Consider the following 17,760-nt stretch of genomic DNA (forward strand, 5'->3'; position numbering starts at 1 on the left):
TTACATGTAAAACAATTTTAGTATGATTTAGTACTAATTATGTAATTGCACTTTTTGCAACTTTTTGCGGCGGGAAAAAGTTGAATAAAAAATGACAAACTTAAAAATTTTTAGTATATCCTAATAATTTATAGTGAAATAAATGTCACTTAATAACAATTATTTCCGTTCTTGTTTAACTAATTTATTAATGTATTATAAGTCATAATTATTTTTTATAAAGGAGTTTTTTTATTATGAAAAAATTAGTAGTTATTACTGGAGCTAGTTCCGGAATAGGAATGGAAACAGCAAAAAAATTTTCAGAGAATGGACACCCTACTCTTTTAATATCAAGACGTAAAGAAATAATGGATAATTTAAATTTAAAAAATTCTATAAGTGTAAAAGCAGATGTTACTAATTTAGAAGAAGTAAGAGCAGCAATAAAAATGGCCGAAGAAAAATATGGAAAAACTGATTTGCTAATAAACTGTGCAGGTGTAATGCTTCTTGGAAATATCGATAAGCAAAGCTATGAAGAATGGAAAAATATGATAGATGTTAATATAAACGGAATATTAACAACTACAAATATAATACTTCCGGATATGATAAAAAGAAATGAGGGCACCATTATTAATATTAGTTCAATAGCAGGAAGAAAAACATTCAAAAATCATGGTGTATACTGCGGAAGTAAATTTGCTGTACATGCTATAACAGAAAGTATTAGAGAAGAAGTAGCTGATAAAAATGTAAGAGTTATAGTAGTAGCACCAGGAGTTGTTGAAACTCATCTTTTAGAGCATACAACAGATGAAAATATAAAAGCAGATTATATTGAATGGAAAAAGAGCATAGGAAATGGTTTAAATGCTTCTGATATAGTTAATTGTATAGAATTTGCCTATAATATGCCTCAGGATATATGTGTAAGAGAATTGGTTATAGCAAAGACAAAACAAATAGACTAATAAAAATTAAAGCCATAGTATTTTTTATTTTTATACTATGGCTTTTTATTTCTCTTAATTATCAATAAATATTATTTTGATACTACTGTTATTCTTTGATTTAAATATTTTTTATTTCCTATTTCATCAACTAAAGCAATAGCGTAATCAGCATAACTTATATAACTCTCACCTTTTGAATTAAAGCACAATTCATCATGTCCTATATTATATTCTCCAGTTCTCTCACCATCAGCACTAAAATCTGCAGAAGGAGAAATATAAGTCCATACTACATCTTTCGCATTCTTTAATATATCAAAAGCTTTAATAGAACTTACAGCAACACCCATAAACACCTCAGGAAAATCTGGTGAATCTTTTAGTATCATAGTATGTTCTTTATTAATATAAAGACTAGAAGCGCCTCCAACTACTATAAGTCTTATATTTGTATTTGATAGTATTTTACATAAGTGTTCCATAACTAAAGAATGTTTATCAAGTTCTTTTTCTTCCCAAACTCCGAATGCACTTACTACCACATCAAATCCTTTTATATCATCTTTTGTCAAAGAAAATAAATCTTTTTCTATGATATTTACTTTTGTATTATCTATTTTAGATTTATTTCTCACTATTGCTGTAACATCATATCCTCTTTCTAAAGCTTCATTCATTATTAATTTACCAGCTTTACCGCTAGCTCCTATTATTGCAACTTTCATTTTTATTCTCCTTAATTTGTATTATAAATATTATCTTTAATTAAAGACGTTGTAATAGCTATTGTTACAATAATATTAACACATCTAGTTGTAATGTCAACAGTTACAACTAGATTTTTTTAAAAAAAGCCCGCTATTTTTTAATAGCAGGCTATTTTTATATAGATAAAATAATTTTTACTTTATTGACCTTTTAGCAGCATCTACAAATCCTAAGAATAAAGGATGAGGATTAGTTATTCTTGATTTTAATTCTGGGTGGAACTGAACACCTATCATATATGGGTGGTCTTTTATTTCTGCTATTTCTGCCAAATTAGCATCTTTTAAATGTCCTGTAATTACAAATCCTGCAGCTTCCATTTTTTCAGCATAAGCATTATTGAATTCGTATCTATGTCTGTGTCTTTCGCTTATTATAGTTTTTCCATATAATTGATGAGCTAAACTTCCCTCTTTAATATCACAGTCAAAAGCACCAAGTCTCATTGTACCGCCTTTTAATATGCTTTTCTTCTGTTCTTCCATAAGAGTGATAATAGGATTTTTTGTATCTTCATTAACTTCTATTGTATTAGCATCTTCTAATTTTAATACATTTCTTGCAAACTCAACGCACATAAGCTGCATACCTAAACATATTCCTAAATAAGGTATTTTGTTTTCTCTAGCATATTTAATAGCTTCTATTTTTCCTTCTATTCCTCTCTCACCAAATCCGCCAGGTATAATAAGACCATTAACATCTTTAAAATATTTTGATATGTCTTCAACATCTTCTAAATCTTCAGCAGAAATCCATTCTATATCAATATTAATATCATTATAAATACCGCTATGATTCAATGCCTCTGATAAAGATATATAAGCATCTTTCATAGCAACATATTTACCAACTATTGCAATTTTTACTCTGCCGCTTTCTATAGATATTTTTTTCTGTTTGCGTACTAAATCTGTCCAATTAGTTAAATCTATTTTAGCAGTATCTAATTTAAAATGTCTGCATACAACATCTGAAAGACCTTGTGCTTCAAGCATTAAAGGAACACCGTAAATATTAGGCTCATCGAAGTTTTCAAATACATTTCCTTTTGGAACATTACAGAATAAAGCTATTTTATTTCTATGAGATTCCTGTAAATGCTGACTTGTTCTGCAAACTATAATATCTGGTATTATACCGCTTTGCATAAGCTCTTTTACACTATGCTGTGTAGGTTTAGTTTTTATTTCTTCTGATGAGTTAATAAAAGGTATCAAAGTTACATGTAGATATAAAACATTATCCTGACCTAATTCTGTTTTAATCTGTCTTATAGCTTCAATATAAGGTAATGATTCTATATCGCCTATAGTACCGCCTATTTCTGTGATTACTATATCAGTTTTTTTAGTATCATTTTCTCTGTATATTCTTCTTTTTATTTCATTAGTGATATGAGGTATAACTTGAACTGTTTCTCCAAGATATCTGCCTTCTCTTTCCATATTTATAACATGCTGATAAATTTTACCAGTTGTAACATTGCTGAATTTATTTAAATTTTCATCTATAAATCTTTCATAATGCCCAATATCCAAATCAGTTTCAGCACCGTCATCAGTAACAAAAACCTCTCCATGCTGAAAAGGACTCATAGTACCCGGATCCACGTTTATATAAGGGTCAAATTTCTGTATAGTTACAGTTAATCCTCTAGCCTTTAAAAGCCTTCCTAATGAAGCTGCTGTTATACCTTTACCAAGTCCAGATACAACTCCGCCTGTTACAAATATGTATTTAGTATTCATATAATCCTCTATTTTTTTAATATATAATAAATCACTATAACATTACCATAAATTAGTATTAAATCAAGTAAATTTTATACCTATAAATCAAAATTAAGCAGTTAAAAATCTTAAAAATACGTCAATATAAAAATCTAATATTTATTATATAATGTGTATTTTTTTATAATTTAAAATGTATTTTATAGTGTATTTATATATGTATCTGTATTTAGTTGATAAATTCACAATATTTAATATTGATTTTTAACTATTTTTTATTAAAATACAATTATGATAAATAAAAATCATTAAACAGGAGGATAAATATGAAAAAACACTATATGAATAGCAGAACATTTAATTTACCTAATTTTAATAACTTAAGATATAATTCTAATAATATCACAATAATATCCTGTCAAAATGAAAAAAGCCAATCGTACAGAGATGAAGTTAATGATAAAAAATTAATTGAAATACTAAAAAATAATGAATGTTTATTCAGTAATTCAGCATTTGTACATTTTTGCATAGAAAAAAGTCAAATTGTAGAAGAAGCATTTAATATAAAATTAAGTCATTTAAAAAACGACATAAAAACAATAATAAATATATTGCAATTTTATAAAGAGCTTTTCAATTATTACAAAGACAATAAAGAAATACTATACAAAAGCAATAATTTTTTAATACTAGAAAAAATATGCAAATTAGAAGAAGAAGGAAAAACTAAAGAAGAAATAAAAAAAATAGTATCTTATACAAAAACATCATCAAAAAAAGAATATTTTAACAAATACATAGAACTATATAAAGACTATATTGAAGCATACAAATATAACTATCTACCTGTAAAACACCATTAAAATAAGTAAACTAATTATAGGAGTATAAACTATGAGAAAATATAATATTAATAATAAACCTTTTGATTTTCCTGAAAACCTAAATGAGTTTCAAGAAAATTCAACTAAGAATAATATAAAAATATCTTATAAAGAAAACAGATATAAAGCATCTGAAAAAATTTTAAATGAAGATGAATTAATTGAAACATTAAAAAATAATGATTGTTTATTCGGTAATTCTGCATTTATACATCTATGTAAAGAGAAATATCAAATTATAGAGAAAGTATATAATATAAAATTAGATCATTTACAAAAAAGTTTTATCGTAAAAAATGATATAAAATCTATAAGAACTACACTACATAAACCATTTTATAAAGATGTATTAAATTATTATAAAGGAGATGGGAAAGAAATATTATATTCATATTATCATTTTATTATACTTGAAGAAATATGCAGATTAGAAGAAGAAGGAAAAACTAAAGAAGAAATAAAAAAAATTATATTCAATACAGAAGCATTATCAAAAAAAGAAAAAGAATATTTTGATATTGGTGTTGAAAAATATAATGCCAAAGACTTTAGAAATGCTGTGAATTATTTTAATAACTGTTTAGAATTAAATAAAGAAAATATTGAAGCATACAAATATATTGCTGAATCATATTATAAGTTAAAAAACTATGATAATGCATTAGAAAATTTTAATAAATATATAGAAACAAATACAAATGATGATGAAATATATAATTTAATAGGTATATGTTTTTACCGTAAAGAAAATTATAATGAATCAATAGAATATTTTAGTAAATGTATAGAATTAAAAAGATATGATTCTTCATACTATTTTAGAAGAGGTTTCGTAAAAATTGAAAATAAAGAATTTGAAAGCTCTATAGATGATTTTTATAAATGTTTAGAACTTAATACTGAAAATCATCAAGAAATATATTTTTACATAGCAAAATCAAATTACGAATTAAATCAATATGATGAGTTTGCTAAAAATCTTAATAAAGCTATAGAATTAAATTTTGATGATGAAGAATTAAATTTCTATAGAGGATTTTTAAATTACAAAGAAGGCAATTTCAATGAAGCTAAAGAATATTTTAATAAATCCATAGAATCAGAATATAATACTGAAAAATGTTATTTATATATAGGCATTATAAATTATAAAGAAAATAGTTTTCAAGAAGCTTTAGAATATTTAAATAAAATTATACAACCAAATAGCAATAATGACCAAGCATATTATTTTAGAGGAAGCTGTTATTATGAATTATATAAAAAAGATAAAGCAGATAAAAAAGCAGGTGATATAAATACTATAATAGATGCTTTGGAAGATTTTGATGAGGCTTTGAAACTTAATAATCAATTAGGAAATGCTTATGCTAAAAGGGCTGAAATAAAATTATATATGAGCATTGAAAATAATGATGAAAAAATGAAAAATGAAGCAAAAGAAGATATATTTAATGCTTTGAAATATAAAACAAATCTAGCTGAAATAATTACTATTTTCATAGAGCTTTATTATAATGATTTTAAAGAAAATAATAAAAATTACATATATAAGCAAGATAATCAAGATAATTTGTCTTATTTATATAAATTACTTCAATATTCAACTAAATTCAAACAAATACATAAAACTATATTAGATATAGTATCATACTGCTTTCTTTCAAAAACTGGATATGAAAAAGATTTAATATTACTTATTAAAGATATAGAAGATTTTAATTATGATACTGCTGTATATTATTTTATGATGGGAAATTATGAAGAGTCTTATGAGTATTTTAAAAAATGCTTAAACTCAGATAAATTAGATGAAATCTATTATAATATATCAGTTTGTTTGTACCGCTTAAATAAGTACAAAGATTCTATTGAATATTTAGCAAAAGCTTTGGAATTGGATTGCAATAATTATAAATATAAAAATACTATGATGCTGCTTTTATATAAAAGTATTTCTTTAGAAAAAGATTATATAATTGAATATGCTGATAAATACTGCTGTTTTGATGATAATAATTATTTATATTATTTTGCCTATATACTAAGATTGTATTTTGATTTAAAAGTAGGAAAAATATCATCAAAAGAAGAATTAATCAAAATATTTCATCAAAACAAAAAAATATATTCATTTGTATTAGCATATTTTAACAGCATATATAAATATGATTATTATGAAGATAATAAATATAAATTAGGTACTATAGATATAATATATAATGACTATGTTTACATTAATAAAAGTATTAAAGGATATGATAATAGGCATGATCAACCATATATTGAAGACTTATATTTTTATGAAAGAGCTATTGAATTAAGAAAATTAAATAATATATCATATAATGATTTAAGTTTGAATAGAGCTAAAATACTTTTTGATTTGATAGAATATGAAAAATCTTTGGAAGAATTAAAAAGATTAAGCAGCTTATCAGAATCATACAATGATGATTTTGATTATTATTCTGCTTTATATAACTTTATTAATAATGATTATGAAACTTCAGAAAATCATTCAGAGATGTATCATCATCACTTGCATGTATTATCTAAAATAGAGGAAATAAAATTAGATCCACTTTTATTTAGCTATGAACTTCAACAACGTATACATTCTATACATTCTATATCTTCTTTCTATAATAAATATGGTATGCTTAATAAGACATTAGAATTTTATAAAAATATAATTGAATATTTTAATCAGAATAAAGATACTTACAATTTTTTATATATTTTCATAGCAGCAATTCAGCTATCTTTATATGAATATACAGATGATTATGAATATATAAAAGAAGCATTAAAAAATATTGAATATTATCAAAAAAATTGTGAAATTCAAGTGCATAATGATTTCTTTGAAAAAATTTGTTTATATGATTATAGTATATATAAATTAATCGGAGAAAACTATTTAAAAAAATCAAACTATGAAAAAGCATTAAATTATTTTCTTATAGAAAGATATATTTATTCAATATGGAATTATGGTTATTATAACAATTTTAATATTGCTGTATGCCTATGTGAATTAGAAAAATTTGATGAAGGAATTAAATATTTTGAACAATATATTGATCAACGACAATATGCTAGTTACTATAATGATAATTATGATGATTGGAATATAAATAATGAATTATGCGAACTTTATATAATTAAGTATAAATATAAAAAATATTTAAAATATCAAAATGATGATATAAAAAATGATATATTTAATAGTATTAATAAATATAAGGTATATGGAAATAGGTTTTATTATTTATCAATGTATTTTAAATTAAAATTTGAAAAGAATGATAAAAACATATATTATCCTAATGACCTATACTCAATATTTAATTCTGTTATAGAAGAGAGAGAAAAAATTAATGATGATGTAAATGATTATATTTTATATGATATATATAATGATCTTATAAACGATGATGATATTGCAAATGATAATAACAAATTAAATAGATTATCAAATATGGCATATAGTTTATATAAAATAAATAATGATGAAAATTATAAAGAAGCCTCATTAAAATATTTTAAACAAATATTAGATTCAGATGATATAAGATTTTCTAAATTAACTGCATCTGATATTCAAATAGAATATTGTATTAATATTATAAAAGAAAAATTTAATTCTAAATTGTATAATGAAGTAATTAATTTTATTTTAACTATTGATCAAATATTTTATATTAATAATATTATTAATTTATTTATATTAAAATCTTATTATGAACTTGGAGAATATGATAAAATTATAAAAATGAATAATAATAACGCTTATTTATATTTATCATACATCAAACTTGAAAAGTTCGCTGAAGCCTACAAAATTTCAAGAGATATTGATAAAGAAGCATTTAATGATGAATATTTAATAGAAAAATTAAGAGATATTTATAAAAGAGGAACATACGAACAAAAAAGCAGAGTAGAAAAATTCTGCAGTAATAGAAATATAGAGCTTTGATATTATTGATAAGCAGTTTATATATACCTAAACAACTATATTTTGTCAAAAATAATTTTTTTAAATTTTAAATATCTGCAGGGCTTTGCCCCGCACCCCACTTCTTTTGGTGACCCAAAGAAGCAAAAGGACTATATTTTAGCTTAAATTAATAACCTATCTTACATGTAAAACAATTTTAGTATGATTTAGTACTAATTATGTAATTGCACTTTTTGCAACTTTTTGCGGCGGGAAAAAGTTGAATAAAAAAATGACAAAGTTAAAAATTTTAAGTATATAAAAAATATATATAAACTGCTTATCGATTTTAAGCTTTTAAATATTTTTCAAACCAATCGGTAATTTCTTTTAATCTTCTTACCCTATGTTTTGGTTTTCCGCTTCTTGAAAGTTCATGATTCTCGCCTTTAAATAAACATATCCTAGATTCAACACCATAATATTTCAAAGCAGTGAACATTTGAAAAGCCTGAGTCTGATAACATCTGTAATCTTCTTCGCTATGTATAAATAATGTAGGAGTCTTTGCATTATTAGCATATTTTAATGGGGACTGTTCCCATAACTTATCAAAACCGCTGCATACATCTCCTCCTAATTCATCAGGATTGAAATAATAACCTATATCAGTAGTTCCAAAATCATCTATCCAATTTGATATAGAACGCTGAGAAGCTGCACATTTGAATCTGTCAGTATGTCCTATTATCCAATTAACCATAAATCCGCCATAAGATCCGCCTGTTACTCCTACTCTATCTTTATCTATATTGGCATATTTTTCAAGAACAATATCTGTAAACTTCATTATATCTTCATAATCTATAGTTCCATATATTCTTCTTATATCAGCGAATGCATTTCCTTTTCCTTCGCTTCCTCTAGGATTGCAGAAAAATACAAAATAACCCATATTAGCCCAAACCTGCATTTCATTAAAGAATATTTCTCCATAAGCAGTTTTCGGCCCGCCATGTATATCAAGTATAGCAGGATATTTTTTATTAACATCATAATTTATAGGCTTTAATACCCAGCCGTCTATTTCAAAATTATTAGGAGTCTTGAATGAAACTTTCTCAGGTATTGATAAACTTTTTTCTTTTAATATATCTTCATTAAAATGAGTTAATTGTTTTTCTGTTTCCTTATTAATACAATATATTTCTTCAAGTTTCAAATCTCTGAAAGCTATAAAATATATATCATCATTAGAAACATCAAAATAATTAACTGCACCTTGTTTATTAGTGATATTTTTTATGTTTCCTTTTAAATCTAAGCATTTAATATGAGCATTTTCATTTTCTGTGCCTACAAAATATATTTTATCTTTATGAACTCTAATATCCTTACCGCCTCCGAAAGAACAGTCAGTTCCTATCATATTTCCAAGACCATTATCATAATGATATAGAATATTAATATTTTCATCTATCAAATAAAAACCGCAATTTTCATTGAGTCCATATTTTTTCATGTCTGTCATAACAGAGATAATTTTTTCTTTATTATCATTATCAATTATAAAATCAGCAAAGTATATTGCATATTTATTAGAATCTATAATAATTTTTTCTTTTATATTATTAAGATCATTTATATCATACAAACGAAGTTCTGAAGTGGTAGGAGATTTATCTTTAAAAGAGTTTATAATACATAATATTTTACCGTCTTTATATTTAAAAGAATTAACATTACTGTATTCATCTGTAATAGCAGTCAATTTATTTTCTTTTTTATTATAATGATAAAGTCTGTCCCTTTTCTTGTTTGTTACACCTACATTATTAATCCAAAATGGAATTTCATCAAATACTTCATAATCAATTTCTTCTTTAGCCCATTCTAAATAATTATCTTCTTTTCTTTTTTTATCTCTGTTAATATCATAAATTGCTTTTATTAAAAAATTATTTTCATCTATAGAATATAAATCTATTACTTCAAGTTCAATATTAAATAAACTTTCAGCCTCTCCTCCATTTATATTAATAGAATAAAGTAAGGAATAATCAATAAACTCCTCATCTTTTTTGCTTTTCAATTCCTCATCTCTTAATGATGATTTAAATATTACAGTATCATTATCAAGCCAAGAAACAAGAGAAGCATCTTTTACCGAAGTAAGTTTATAAATTTTATTTTTCTCAATATTATAAATAAAAGCATCTGAGATATAATTATTATTCTCATAATCCTGATTGCTTTTAACAAACAGTAAATTTTTATTATCCTTTGAAAGCTCTATGTTGGATAAAAAATTGAATTTCAAAAAATCTTTGATGTTTAAATTTTCCATATAAAAATCCATTATTAAAATTATTTATTATAAAAATATACTAATAAAAATTAACTTCAATACCTAATATATTTTTCATATAATTATTCCAAGAATACTCTGATAAAACATTAACAGTATGTATAAATTGATTAGTATATAATGAATCATCAACATTTGAGAAAATAGGTAAATAATGTTCCAAATCTTTACGCATATTCCTTAATACAAAATTAGGAATAGTATTAGGCATAGAAACAATAACATAATAATGTATATTTAAACCTAACTTGTTTGATGAATATTCTCTTATAAATGTATCTCTTGCTTTTTGTATACAATCATAAGTATATGAATGTCCTTTATCTGGTTTTCTATATACAAATTTTGAAAAGAAATCTTCTCTTTCTTCTTCTGTTTGAAGTGATGAATATTTTTTATTATAATTTTTTACTTCAATAAAAACAATTATATTATTAACATATACAATAAAATCAACATTCTTCATAAAATGAATATAATTCAAATTCTCATCATCTATTTTTCTTACAATAATACTAGAATTATCATTATAAATCATTTTAAAATTACTTTTTTCCTCAAATACTTCCATAATCAATTTTTAAATGCTTTTTCTATAGATTGTAAATGCTGTTCTTCAAATTTATCTTCTATTGAATTATGCTGTATATTATTTAAATATTCACTGCTTTCAATTAATACACCATTATTTTTATCTTCATCAAAATAAAAAGAATGAAACTTTATTTTATCATTTTCTTTTCTTTGTAATTCAAAATCTTCTATAATAAAATTATTATGTGTAGCTAAAAATATTTGAACGCCTAATCTTGATAAACTTAATAATATTTCAACTAAAACTCTTGTAAGTTTAGGATTTAAATTTGATTCAGGTTCATCAAAAAGAAGTATAGTATCTTTATCTATTTCACCATTTTTTATAAGAAGCCAAAGCAAAGCAAGTTTTTTATGCCCTTCTGCCACCATTGTAAATTGCACTTCTCCAAAATCTTTATACTTAATAAAAAATACTTCATCTTTTTGAATAACGATTCCGCCTATTGCATTTTCTATTTTTTTTGTAATATCTTCTAAATATGGATCTAATTCTCTTAATTGAGGCACAAAAGCTTTATTTAAAATATCGTAATATACAGACTCAAAAGATACTTCTCTTTTATTATATAAGGAGATAAAACCTTTTGAATTAGTTAAAATATCTTTGCATGGTATGTATGTAAATTTTTTATTAAATGGAAAAATATTTATTTCTTTTAAATAAAGATTAAAAGAGTCAATAGTAGAAGCCTCATCTAAATTATTAGCATATTCATCAACTAACATTGAAAAAGGTTTAAAAAATAAATATTTATTAAAAATAATTTCCCAGATTTTTAAAGGAAGATAATTACCAGATACAGAATCTATATTATCTAATGGAAAATGACTGCCAGATAATGCAGAATAGTATGTTGGATTTCTTACATCATAAAAAGATTCATTTAAACAGTAAATAGCCTTAAGTAAATGAGTTTTGCCTGTTCCATTCTCGCCAATAAATATGTTAACTCCTTTACTGAAATCTGTATAGCAATCTTTAAATACTGTAAAATTACTTATATGAACATTTTCTACATACATATTAAAATACTCCATTATCAATATCGGAGTTAACATTATTAAAATTATTTATTATGTTACCTAATCAAATTTGAATAGTCATAAGCTATATTAGCAGCAACACGGCAATTATTATAAACTAGCTCTTTATTAGCTTTAAGACTTTTATTTTCTGTAACACTATGAAGCTTAGCTAATATAAAAGGTGTAACATCTTTTCCAGATATGTTTTTATCTCTAGCCTCTTTTACTGTTTCATCTATTATTTTATTAATGTAATTTTTATCCATTTCATATTCTTCCGGTATAGGATTGCATACAACAACACCTCCGTTTAAACCTAATTTCCATTTTGTATTAAGTATATTAGCTATATCTTTTGTATCATCTATTTTATAATCAACTTTGTATCCGCTTTCTCTTGTATAGAATGCTGGGAAATTTTCTGTTTTATAACCAAGTACTGGAACTCCGAAAGTTTCAAGATATTCTATAGTAAGTCCTATATCAAGTATTGATTTTGCTCCTGCACATACAACAGCAACATTTGTTTTACTTAATTCCTGCAAATCTGCTGATATATCAAAAGTTTCCTGAGCATATCTGTGAACTCCTCCGATTCCGCCTGTAGCAAATACTTTTATTCCAGCAAGAGAAGCACCAATCATAGTAGTTGTTACTGTAGTAGCTCCGTCTTTTTTTAATGCTATCATAGTAGCCAAATCTCTCCTGCTTGATTTTGCTATATTTTTATTAGAGCCCATATATTCAAGTTCTTCTTTATTTAAACCTACTTTTATTTTTCCTTTTATTATTGCAATAGTAGCAGGCACTGCATTATTTTCACGTATATTTTTTTCTGAGTTTAAAGCACTTTCAACATTCTCCGGATAAGGCATACCATGTGATATTATTGTGCTTTCTAATGCCACAACTGCTCTTTTTTCATATAAAGCTTCTTTTACTTCTTCGCTTATATCTAAAAATTCTTCTAAATTATTCATTATTTTATCCTTATTTTATAGTTTATTTTTTATATTATAAAATTTTTTAACAATATAATATATTCTTTTGTCAAAATAAAAATAACAAATATTTTTAAAGAATAGAAATTTTATTTAATTGAATATAGTTTTGATTCTTTGCTCTACAATTTGCAAGCTGATATTATTATTAACAGTATCTTCACTTTCTAAAGCAAGCATTGACATTATAGCAGCAAATTTAACTTTATAATCAAGATCATAATTATGAAATATAGAATAGGCAATACCAGCCATAAAAGCATCTCCTGCACCGGAAGCATTTACTATATTAACTTTTGGTGCCTCTAAATGATAAACATTATTATCACCTATAACACCATAACATATACCTAAAGCTCCAAATGTTATATAAATTTCTTTAACGCCTTTATCCAAAAATTCTTTTACAGCCTCTTTTCCTTCATCTATAGTATTAATTTCTTTATCAAGTAAGAATGACGCCTCATTGGAATTGATTTTCAAAGCATAAATATGTTTTTCTAATCCTTTTATATGCTCTGCCTTTCTTATTGAAACTGCATCGCTTAGAAGTTTTTTATCTGGAAAATTATTTATCAAATATTCAAATATATCTCTATTCATAACCGCATCTATAGTTATGAAACTAGCATTATTTATAACATCTTTAATAGTATCTAAATATGAAATATTTACATTTTCATCAAGAGCGTCCATATCAGACATAGCAATTGCCATATCTTTATCATTATTAAGTATAGCTATATATGAAGTAGAATTTCCTTTTCTTACTATATAAGAAGTGTCTACGCCTAAAGATTTTATATTATCTAATAGTATATCCCCGAATATATCATCGCCTATAGATGTAACAAATTTTATTTCTTTTAATCCAACATTAGATAAATTATTAACAATATTTCTTTCAACACCGCCAGCACAAACTTTTATTTTTCCTGGATTAGATTCTTTTAGCAATATTCTATTTTTAGAAAATCCCTGTATATCTATATTAGAACCGCCAATTGATAATATATAATCTTTCATTTAGCAACCTTATTAAATTAATTATAAATATTAATTCATTTCTACCCTATCCAAAATGCTTCTAGCTAAAGATCTTGAATCTGCATTTTCTATATCGCTGGCTAAAGAAATTCCATAAGTAATTCTAGTTACTTTACCTTGATAATTATTTTCTTTAAGCACTTTGAAAATATATCCAGCGGTAGTGTCAGCTTCTAATGATGCACTGAATGCTATCATTATTTCATCAATATTATAATTTTTTACTCTTTCTATAAGCTCTCTTATTCTTATATCGCTTATACCTATACCTTTTAAAGGTGCTATAAGTCCTCCAAGTACATGATAAACGCCGTTATATTCTTCAGTTTTTTCTATAGCAAGCATGTCAGGATATGACTCTACAACACATATTTTATTATGCTCTCTTTTATCATTAGAACATATATGACAAATATCATTATCACTCAAACTATAACATTCCTTGCATAACTTTATATTCTCATGCAATGAAGATAATGTATCAGCAAATTCTTTCAAATACTCCTCGTCGCAATCGAATAGATATAAAGCAAGACGCATAGCTGTTCTTGTGCCTATGCCCGGAAGTCTTGATATAATTTGTGTAAGTTTATCTAAAGACTGTATATTATTCAAAACAATTAATCCTTTTTGTCATCATCATCTTTATTGTTCATATTATTCATCATATCATTCATTTTTGATATCATATCAGGAGTGATTGAATCTAAAGATATATTTAATTTACCGTCTTTATATTCTACTGATGTCATCTTACTTATATCGCTGAACATTTTATTCATATCAGATAAATTCATATTAAATGGATTAAATGCCTGTTTATTACTTTCTGAAGTATGAGTATCTTCATCATCTTCTTCTGACTTTGCTTTTAATTCCTTTACTTTAGAAACTACTTCATTTATGCTTGAAGTTATCATTTCTTCCAATAATTCTTTTTGTTCTTTTGCTAAAAGGCTTTCATCTATAGTTAAATTAGTTATGTTAAATGATTTATCCATAGTTACACAAACTAAATTACCTGCTGAACTATATTTTACAGAATTTTCATTCATAATTTTATACTCCTTTAATTTATATTTATACTTTTATAATAATATATTCTTTTTAATAATTTATCAATAAAAAATATAAATTTGACTTTTTTATTCTATAAATATAATATATAAGGGTATATTATAGAAAGGGTATTCTTCTTTTTTAAGAAAATAAAAATTAAAATGATTGTTTAGAGTATTATTTTAATGTTTGTAAAAAAAATAATATTTATATTTATTCTTATATCGGCAAACCTCTTATTAGCTCAGCAGAATTCAAAACCAATAAGCGATAGATATATAAAAGAAAATATAGCTGTTTTTGAAATAAAAGACGCTTCAAGCGGATATGGAAAAGATTTAGGAAAAAAATTAACTTCATTAATAGAAAATTCATTAACTAGAATGAATAGATTCAATATAGTAGACAGAAAAAATTTAGATAAATATCTAAAAGAAATGGAATTGCAATTAACCGGAATAACAGAATCACAAGTAATTGAAGTTGGAAAAATATACGGATATTCTAAAGCTATAACTGGAAGTATAGTAAAAGCTAGTACAAGCTATGATTATGATAATGATACAGGAAGCGGAAGTTTATACGGCGAAGTAGAAATGGTGCTTCAAATAGTAGATGTTGAAACTACAAAAATATTATATTCATCAAAATTAACTGGAAGCAGCTATTACAGTATAACCAGTTATCCTTCTTATAGTTTAAGAGATGAAGCAATTAATGAAGCCTGCGATGATTTAGCTTCAAGAGTAGAAAAAAAGATGAAGGATATATTTAAAATAACATTAACAATATCAGATATAAGTGATGGAAATGTTATAATTTTAGCTGGAAGAAATCATGGAGTAAATCAAAACACAAGATTTAAAGTGTATTCTAAAAAAAATGATATAGTACTTGAGTCTGGAAACGTTATAAGCGGCGGTTATCAATATAAAGGTACTTTAAGAGTTAAAGAATTAGGAAATGAATATTCAATAGCAAAAATCTCAAGAGGAAGAAATATTCAGCCCGGAGATATTGCAAGAGAAACTACTATAGGTAATTTCTTTTTTGGTTTAGCTTTAAACTATGCCTCATATAAAATGACTGCATTTGAAAAAACTTATGAAAGTTCAGTAAGACCAAATGAAGGAAAATTAAAATTATCATTGAACAAAAATGATTATGCTTTAGGACTTCATTTAAAAATGGGATATAATGGTACATTATTCTCACCTAATGTAAGTTTTGGACTATTATTTGGAGATTTCTTTAAATCAAGCTATGCTGTAGATGCCAGATTTAATTTTGATATTAATATAAATTTATATCAGGAAGTTCTAAGGCTTGTATTTACACCATATATAGGTGTAGGTTTGTCATTTACTACTATAGGCGAAGTATATGGAGGAAATTATTTTACTGACAACTATACTTTTCTTAAAAATGGTGCTAAAATAGATTCAAGAGATGTTATGTTTGGTATTGGTGCTTTAGCTTCAATACAGTATAATGTTACAGATACTATAGGAATTAATTTGGGCGTTGGATACAGATTCTATACTGATCCAATTAATATAGGAATTTACAGTGATAGTACTGAAATTTCTTTACCAGAAAAAATAAAAACCGTTAATCTTACAGGATTAGAATTTACACTTGGAGCATATTTTATACTATAATGGGAATAAGAATTTTAATAATACTATTTATCATATCAAATACTTTTTTTGGTGCCTTTTATTTTTCTGATACTTCAAAAGAATATAATACCAATGAAAATCAAACTAAAAAAATAACAGAAACAAATGAACAATTAAAATCAGAATATAATATAGATACCAATAGTGTTAATTCTATGTTTATAATGGAAGGAAATAATATAATTAAACAAAATGGGGTAACAAGTTCTCCTGTTATTATAAACAATGATAATAGAACTCACCCTTTCAGATATACAGAGGTAACTTTTATATTAACTGCATTTTTCTCATATACTTATGCTACTTATTTAGTATTCGGTTTAGATGCTTTAGAAACTGCCAATGTTGCTGCCTCTACAACTGGAAGAAATAGATATAAAAGTTTATGGATATCAGCTACACTATTTGAAATAACGGCTGCTGTATTCTGCGGTGCTGCTGTAGCTTATGATAGTTATCAAAGAGTGTATGGTAAAAAGAAAGAGGGATTCAGCTTCAATTTTATGCCATATTATGAGCCTGTTTATAAAGATGCCGGATTCCTATTCTCTTTAAGTCACCCTCTATAAAATAATAGTTTTTATACTCGAACAACTTATTAAATAAAAATTAATTCTTATATTGTTTTCACATAATAAGTAATAAAATCATTTTATATAAATAAATTTATTAAATTGATATAAATATATTATAAGAATAGCATTATAA

14 protein-coding genes are annotated in these 17,760 nt (G+C 24.6%); 5 read left to right on the plus strand and 9 right to left on the minus strand.

Annotated elements, in window-relative coordinates; translation table 11 throughout:
- Positions 1 to 236 precede the first annotated feature (236 nt).
- A complete protein-coding gene (locus tag R4K56_RS12820) occupies positions 237 to 956 on the plus strand; it encodes an SDR family oxidoreductase (protein ID WP_335773142.1) in 720 nt (239 codons plus the stop codon).
- A gap of 71 nt (positions 957 to 1,027) precedes the next feature.
- On the opposite strand, the gene R4K56_RS12825 is transcribed toward R4K56_RS12820, so the two are convergent.
- Both R4K56_RS12825 and R4K56_RS12830 read right to left on the minus strand, forming a co-directional pair.
- On the minus strand, positions 1,028 to 1,663 hold the full coding sequence (locus R4K56_RS12825; protein WP_335770359.1) for an NAD(P)-dependent oxidoreductase: 636 nt from the start codon (positions 1,661 to 1,663) through the stop codon (positions 1,028 to 1,030).
- 177 nt (positions 1,664 to 1,840) lie between these two features.
- Complete coding sequence (locus tag R4K56_RS12830; RefSeq protein ID WP_335758629.1) at positions 1,841 to 3,457, minus strand: CTP synthase; 1,617 nt, start codon at positions 3,455 to 3,457, stop codon at positions 1,841 to 1,843.
- 308 nt (positions 3,458 to 3,765) lie between these two features.
- Here R4K56_RS12830 and R4K56_RS12835 point away from each other — a divergent pair, with 308 nt between their 5' ends.
- Positions 3,766 to 4,305, plus strand: coding sequence for a hypothetical protein (locus tag R4K56_RS12835; RefSeq protein WP_335773143.1), 540 nt, complete (start codon positions 3,766 to 3,768; stop codon positions 4,303 to 4,305).
- 31 nt (positions 4,306 to 4,336) lie between these two features.
- The gene (locus R4K56_RS12840) at positions 4,337 to 8,311 is read left to right on the plus strand and encodes a tetratricopeptide repeat protein (protein ID WP_335786917.1); all 3,975 of its coding nucleotides are present in this window, start codon (positions 4,337 to 4,339) and stop codon (positions 8,309 to 8,311) included.
- Between the two features lie 310 nt (positions 8,312 to 8,621).
- Here the strand turns inward: R4K56_RS12840 and R4K56_RS12845 are convergent, their stop codons facing one another.
- The 7 genes from R4K56_RS12845 to R4K56_RS12875 all read right to left on the minus strand — a co-directional run bounded on the left by R4K56_RS12845 (position 8,622) and on the right by R4K56_RS12875 (position 15,366).
- Positions 8,622 to 10,619: an alpha/beta hydrolase family protein gene (locus R4K56_RS12845; protein ID WP_335773027.1), complete on the minus strand. Its 1,998-nt coding sequence runs from the start codon at positions 10,617 to 10,619 to the stop codon at positions 8,622 to 8,624.
- A gap of 40 nt (positions 10,620 to 10,659) precedes the next feature.
- Positions 10,660 to 11,211, minus strand: coding sequence for a DNA-binding protein (locus R4K56_RS12850; protein WP_335773026.1), 552 nt, complete (start codon positions 11,209 to 11,211; stop codon positions 10,660 to 10,662).
- A 2-nt stretch (positions 11,212 to 11,213) separates the two neighbouring features.
- Entirely contained in the window at positions 11,214 to 12,260 is a 1,047-nt protein-coding gene (locus R4K56_RS12855) for an ATP-dependent nuclease (protein ID WP_335758557.1), read from the minus strand.
- 56 nt (positions 12,261 to 12,316) lie between these two features.
- A complete protein-coding gene (locus tag R4K56_RS12860) occupies positions 12,317 to 13,243 on the minus strand; it encodes a pseudouridine-5'-phosphate glycosidase (RefSeq protein ID WP_335773025.1) in 927 nt (308 codons plus the stop codon).
- Between the two features lie 114 nt (positions 13,244 to 13,357).
- Complete coding sequence (locus R4K56_RS12865) at positions 13,358 to 14,290, minus strand: carbohydrate kinase family protein (RefSeq protein WP_335773024.1); 933 nt, start codon at positions 14,288 to 14,290, stop codon at positions 13,358 to 13,360.
- Between the two features lie 30 nt (positions 14,291 to 14,320).
- A complete protein-coding gene (gene recR, locus R4K56_RS12870; protein WP_335758560.1) occupies positions 14,321 to 14,926 on the minus strand; it encodes a recombination mediator RecR in 606 nt (201 codons plus the stop codon).
- Positions 14,927 to 14,931: 5 nt separating this feature from the next.
- Positions 14,932 to 15,366, minus strand: a complete 435-nt coding sequence (locus tag R4K56_RS12875) for a YbaB/EbfC family nucleoid-associated protein (protein ID WP_335758561.1) — start codon at positions 15,364 to 15,366, stop codon at positions 14,932 to 14,934.
- A gap of 189 nt (positions 15,367 to 15,555) precedes the next feature.
- Here R4K56_RS12875 and R4K56_RS12880 point away from each other — a divergent pair, with 189 nt between their 5' ends.
- Both R4K56_RS12880 and R4K56_RS12885 read left to right on the plus strand, forming a co-directional pair.
- Positions 15,556 to 17,031 (plus strand): CsgG/HfaB family protein, encoded by a 1,476-nt coding sequence (locus R4K56_RS12880; RefSeq protein WP_335773023.1) that lies wholly within the window; start codon positions 15,556 to 15,558, stop codon positions 17,029 to 17,031.
- A complete protein-coding gene (locus R4K56_RS12885; protein WP_335758563.1) occupies positions 17,031 to 17,621 on the plus strand; it encodes a hypothetical protein in 591 nt (196 codons plus the stop codon). The genes R4K56_RS12880 and R4K56_RS12885 overlap by 1 nt, the downstream gene beginning before the upstream one ends.
- The last annotated feature ends 139 nt before the right edge of the window (positions 17,622 to 17,760 follow it).

Origin of the sequence: Brachyspira pulli (assembly GCF_036997785.1) — a bacterium.
Classification (GTDB): domain Bacteria; phylum Spirochaetota; class Brachyspiria; order Brachyspirales; family Brachyspiraceae; genus Brachyspira; species Brachyspira pulli.